Here is a 4,105-nt window from a genome sequence, read left to right on the forward strand (position 1 = left end):
GTGCGGCGCCCCGTGTCGCCCTCGGCCCGGTCCGTGCCGTGCCCCGGGGCGTCGTACCGCTCGGCCGCGCCGGCCAGCAGTGCGGCGGCGGCCTCGATGTACGGGCCCGAGGGGATGTCCGGGACGCCGAGGTCACGGGCCAGCGCGGGAAGGGCCTGGGAGCCGGCCAGCTCCTGGTAGCCGCCGCTGTTGGCCTTCGTGACCTGGCGGACCAGGGGTGCGCCCGGGACGGGCAGGAAGCCGACCTCGCCGGCACCGCCCGTCCAGCCGCGGTGCAGCCGGCCGCCGAGGACCAGGGCGGCGCCGAGGCCGCCCTCGTTCCACAGCAGCACGAAGTCGGCGTGCCCTTGGGCGGCGCCGAGGCGCTGCTCGGCGACGGCGACGAGGTTGACGTCGTTCTCGTATTCCACCGGCATCGGCAGCGCGGCGGCCAGTTCGTCGAGGAGGGTGGGGGAGTGCCAGCCCGGCAGGTGCGAGGCGTAGCGCAGCCGGCCGGTGTTCGGGTCGAAGGCGCCGGGCGTGCCGATGACGAGCCGGTGGATGTCGGCCCTGGCCAGCCCCGCGGCCTTCACGGCGCCGTCGAGGGCGTCGGTGACCTGGCGTACGACGGGCTGGAGGGGCCGTCGGCCGGGGGTGGGGACCTCGTACGTGCCGACCGTGCGGCCGGTGATGTCGGCGACGGCGGCGAGGACGCGCTCGGGGGTGACGTCGAGGCCGGCGGCGTGGGCGGCGGCCGGGTTGACGGCGTAGAGCTGGGCGTTCGGCCCGGGGCGGCCCTCGCTGGTGCCGGTCACCAGTACCAGCCCGGCGGCCTCCAGCCGGGCCAGCAACTGCGAGGCGGTCGGCTTGGACAGGCCGGTGAGCTTGCCGATCCGGGTGCGCGAGAGCGGGCCGTGCTCCAGGAGCAGGTCCAGCGCGGCACGGTCGTTCATGGCCCGCAGCACGCGGGGGGTGCCCGGGGTACCCGCGGTTCCTGCCATGGGCTCGACACCTGCCTTTCGCCCGCTCAGCTTGGCAGCGGCCGGGACGTCACGTCCATCCGCCACTGTTAGGAAGGTTTCCTGTTTGCTGTGGGGGAACGTAGGCCCGCCGTGAACCGGGCGTCAAGAGCGAATGCCCCCGGGCAACGGAGTCGTTACCTGGGGGCGTCGGGCGAGGGGGGCCGGTTCTCCGGCGGAAGGCCGCCGCGGATCTACTTCGTCGTGCTCGTGGGCGGCGCGATCGGGGACGCCGCGGTCGCCTGCGGTGAGGTGGTGTTGGCGTACACCGACGGGGCCGCCATGCCCGCCGTCGGATCCGCCACGGCTCCCTCCTCCTGCTGGAGGGGCAGTCCGCCGACGATGCGGATGCCCTCCTGGTCGAAGCGGCGCTTGATGCGCCAGCGCAGTTCGCGCTCGATCGTGAGGGACTTGCCGGGCATGGTCTTGGCGGAGACGCGCACGACCATCGAGTCGAGCAGGACGCTGTCCAGACCGAGGATCTCGACCGGGCCCCAGAGCATCTCGTTCCAGGGGTCCTCCTTGCTCATCGCCTCGCCGACCTCGCCGAGCACGGCCTTGACGCGGTCGAGGTCCTCGGAGGGGCGCACGGTGACGTCCACGCCGGCCGTGGCCCAGCCCTGGGAGAGGTTGCCGACCCGCTTGACCTCGCCGTTGCGGACGTACCAGATCTCGCCGTTGTCGCCGCGCAGTTTCGTGACGCGCAGGCCGACCTCGATGACCTCGCCGGAGGCGACACCGGCGTCGATCGAGTCACCGACGCCGTACTGGTCCTCAAGGATCATGAACACGCCGGAGAGGAAGTCCGTGACCAGGTTGCGCGCGCCGAAGCCGATCGCCACGCCCGCCACACCCGCGGAGGCCAGCAACGGCGCCAGATTGATCTGGAAGGTGGAAAGGATCATCAGGGCGGCCGTGCCGAGGATGACGAAGCTCGCCACCGAGCGCAGCACCGAGCCGATCGCCTGGGAGCGCTGACGGCGGCGCTCCACGTTCACCAGCAGGCCGCCGATCGCCGTGCCGTCCACGGACTGGGCGGTGCGGTTCATGCGGTCTATCAGCTTGGTGATCGCCCGCCGCACCGCCACCCGCAGCACCGCCGCGATCACCACGATCAGCAGCACCCGCAGGCCGATCGCGAGCCATGTCGACCAGTTCTGCTCCACCCAGCCGGCGGCGTTCGTCGCGCGCTGCTGGGCGTCCTGCAGGGTGGGCACGGAGGGTGCCGTCTCCGACGGGGTCGGCGACGGTGACGGTCCGACGGCCAGTAGGACGGGCAAGGACGACACGGGGGGACCTCCAGGTGCAACAACGGCCCGCCCCCGGTACGACGGTCAGGTCCAAGGTCACGAACAGGTCACCGGTCGGGCGGAGCAACCACACTATCGGGACATCGTGTGGGGATCGTTGCGCTGTTCGGGGGAGAGACGGTGTCACCCGGGGGATGTACAGATCAGACGAACAGCAGGTGAGGCGAACAGTTCGGCGAGGAGGGGGGAGGAGATGGTCGGGAGCCTGGGGAGGAAGCCGATGTGGTCGAAAACACTCCCAGCCCGTTACCGGGACATGGTGGCGCTTTCACCAGGCATGAGGGGAGACTGACTGCAGATCGTCCCGGCGCGAGCCACGCGCCGCCGGCGTACAAGGAGGCATCCGTGCCGCATGTCCTGGTCCTCAACGCATCGTACGAGCCACTCGGCGTCGTACCGCTCCGCCGCGCGCTCATCCTCGTCCTCGAGAACAAGGCCGTATGCCTCGAGGAGTCCGGCGCCTTTATGCACAGTGCGACCGTCACAGTCCCCGCACCCAGCGTGGTCCGGCTCAAGCGATTCGTCCGGGTTCCCTATCGGGGGCCCGTTCCTCTCACCCGCAGGGCGCTGTTCGCCCGCGACGGGGGCCGGTGCATGTACTGCGGTGGCGTCGCAACCAGCGTCGACCACGTCATCCCGCGCAGCCGCGGGGGCAAGCACGTCTGGGACAACGTGGTGGCCTCCTGCCGCCGCTGCAACCACGTGAAGGCCGACCGCCACCTCGGCGAGATCGGCTGGCGGCTGCGCCACAATCCCGCCCCACCCACCGGCCTGGCCTGGCGCATCATCGGGACCGGCCATAGGGATCCGCGCTGGTTGCCGTACTTGCAGCCGTACGGCGCGGACGACGCCATGGCCCGGATCGACGGCATTTCCGCCTGACGACCCGGGCTTTTGCATGTCCTGGTGCAGGGTGCCTGTACGGGACCGGGGATGCCCCCGGTCCCGCGGGCAGGAAGGCCCCCTAGGCGTACCTCAGCTCGCCCGGCCGCACGGACCGGCGCAGCAGGGGCAGCGAGGTGGCGGCCGCCAGCAGGCACGCGCCGTAGACCCCCGCCGGGACGAGCAGCGCCGCCCACGGCAGGGAGCCGTTGCCCGCGAGTGCGGTGTACCCGCCGCCCAAGGCCGTGCCGCCGACCCCCGCCAGCAGCATCGCCGGCGCCAGCGTCAGAGCGGCGATCGTCGGCGCGACCGCCCACCGTCCGTGCCGCTGCCGCACACGCCCTCCTCGCCGTCGCCGGGCTCTTCCCCTCTCGTGCCGCCTCTTCCCATATCCGTGTCAGGGAGGGATCGGGCCCATCATTCGCGGCGGGGAGTGTCAACGAAGGTGGCCGTCATGTTCCGATTGTCGAAACGTGGAGAGAGCGCGCGTACGGAATGTGAGGAGAAGAACCTTCTTGGCCGTGGGGGCGTCTGGCCTCGCGCTCACTGGGTAGGGCTGCGATGACCCACTCGAACCGACAAGGAGGACCCCGTGGCCGCTTCGGCACACCTTCTGCTGTCCGCCCTCTCCGACGACAGGCCCCGCCGCGACGACAATCCCCGCGCCGATGGGGGCGCCCGCTCCAAACGCACCCCTCCGCCCGGGGACGCGCACCGCTCCAAACGCACGCCGTTCCCGCGGCAGGCGACGCAGCCCGCCGACCCTGACCCGGCGAAGGCCGATCCGGCCGGTCCCGATCTCGCACGGGTGTGCGCCTTCAGTGCGGAGGGTGCCTGCACCGAGGCCCCTTTGACCAGCGAACCCCCGCTGCCCGACGCCGAGCCCCTCACCAGCGAGCCCCCGCTCGCCGCCCC

General features: G+C 71.9%; 5 protein-coding genes. 2 read left to right on the forward strand and 3 right to left on the reverse strand.

Annotated features, from left to right (window positions below):
• The coding region (locus tag AB0O67_RS36760; protein WP_365460282.1) for an ROK family transcriptional regulator at window positions 1-980 on the reverse strand (980 nt) is incomplete at its 3' end.
• A gap of 212 nt (window positions 981-1,192) precedes the next feature.
• A complete protein-coding gene (locus AB0O67_RS36765; protein WP_365460285.1) occupies window positions 1,193-2,287 on the reverse strand; it encodes a mechanosensitive ion channel family protein in 1,095 nt (364 codons plus the stop codon).
• Window positions 2,288-2,653: 366 nt separating this feature from the next.
• Here AB0O67_RS36765 and AB0O67_RS36770 point away from each other — a divergent pair, with 366 nt between their 5' ends.
• Complete coding sequence (locus tag AB0O67_RS36770; RefSeq protein WP_365460288.1) at window positions 2,654-3,190, forward strand: HNH endonuclease; 537 nt, start codon at window positions 2,654-2,656, stop codon at window positions 3,188-3,190.
• Between the two features lie 82 nt (window positions 3,191-3,272).
• Here the strand turns inward: AB0O67_RS36770 and AB0O67_RS36775 are convergent, their stop codons facing one another.
• Window positions 3,273-3,527 carry a hypothetical protein gene (locus AB0O67_RS36775; protein ID WP_365460291.1) on the reverse strand — a complete coding sequence of 85 codons (255 nt, stop codon included), beginning with the start codon at window positions 3,525-3,527 and terminating at the stop codon, window positions 3,273-3,275.
• A gap of 255 nt (window positions 3,528-3,782) precedes the next feature.
• Between AB0O67_RS36775 and AB0O67_RS36780 the strand changes: the two genes are divergently transcribed.
• Window positions 3,783-4,105, forward strand: a 323-nt coding sequence (locus AB0O67_RS36780) for a hypothetical protein (protein ID WP_365460293.1), incomplete at its 3' end; no start/stop codon positions are given.

This window comes from Streptomyces sp. NPDC086077, assembly GCF_040686175.1.
Lineage (GTDB): Bacteria > Actinomycetota > Actinomycetes > Streptomycetales > Streptomycetaceae > Streptomyces.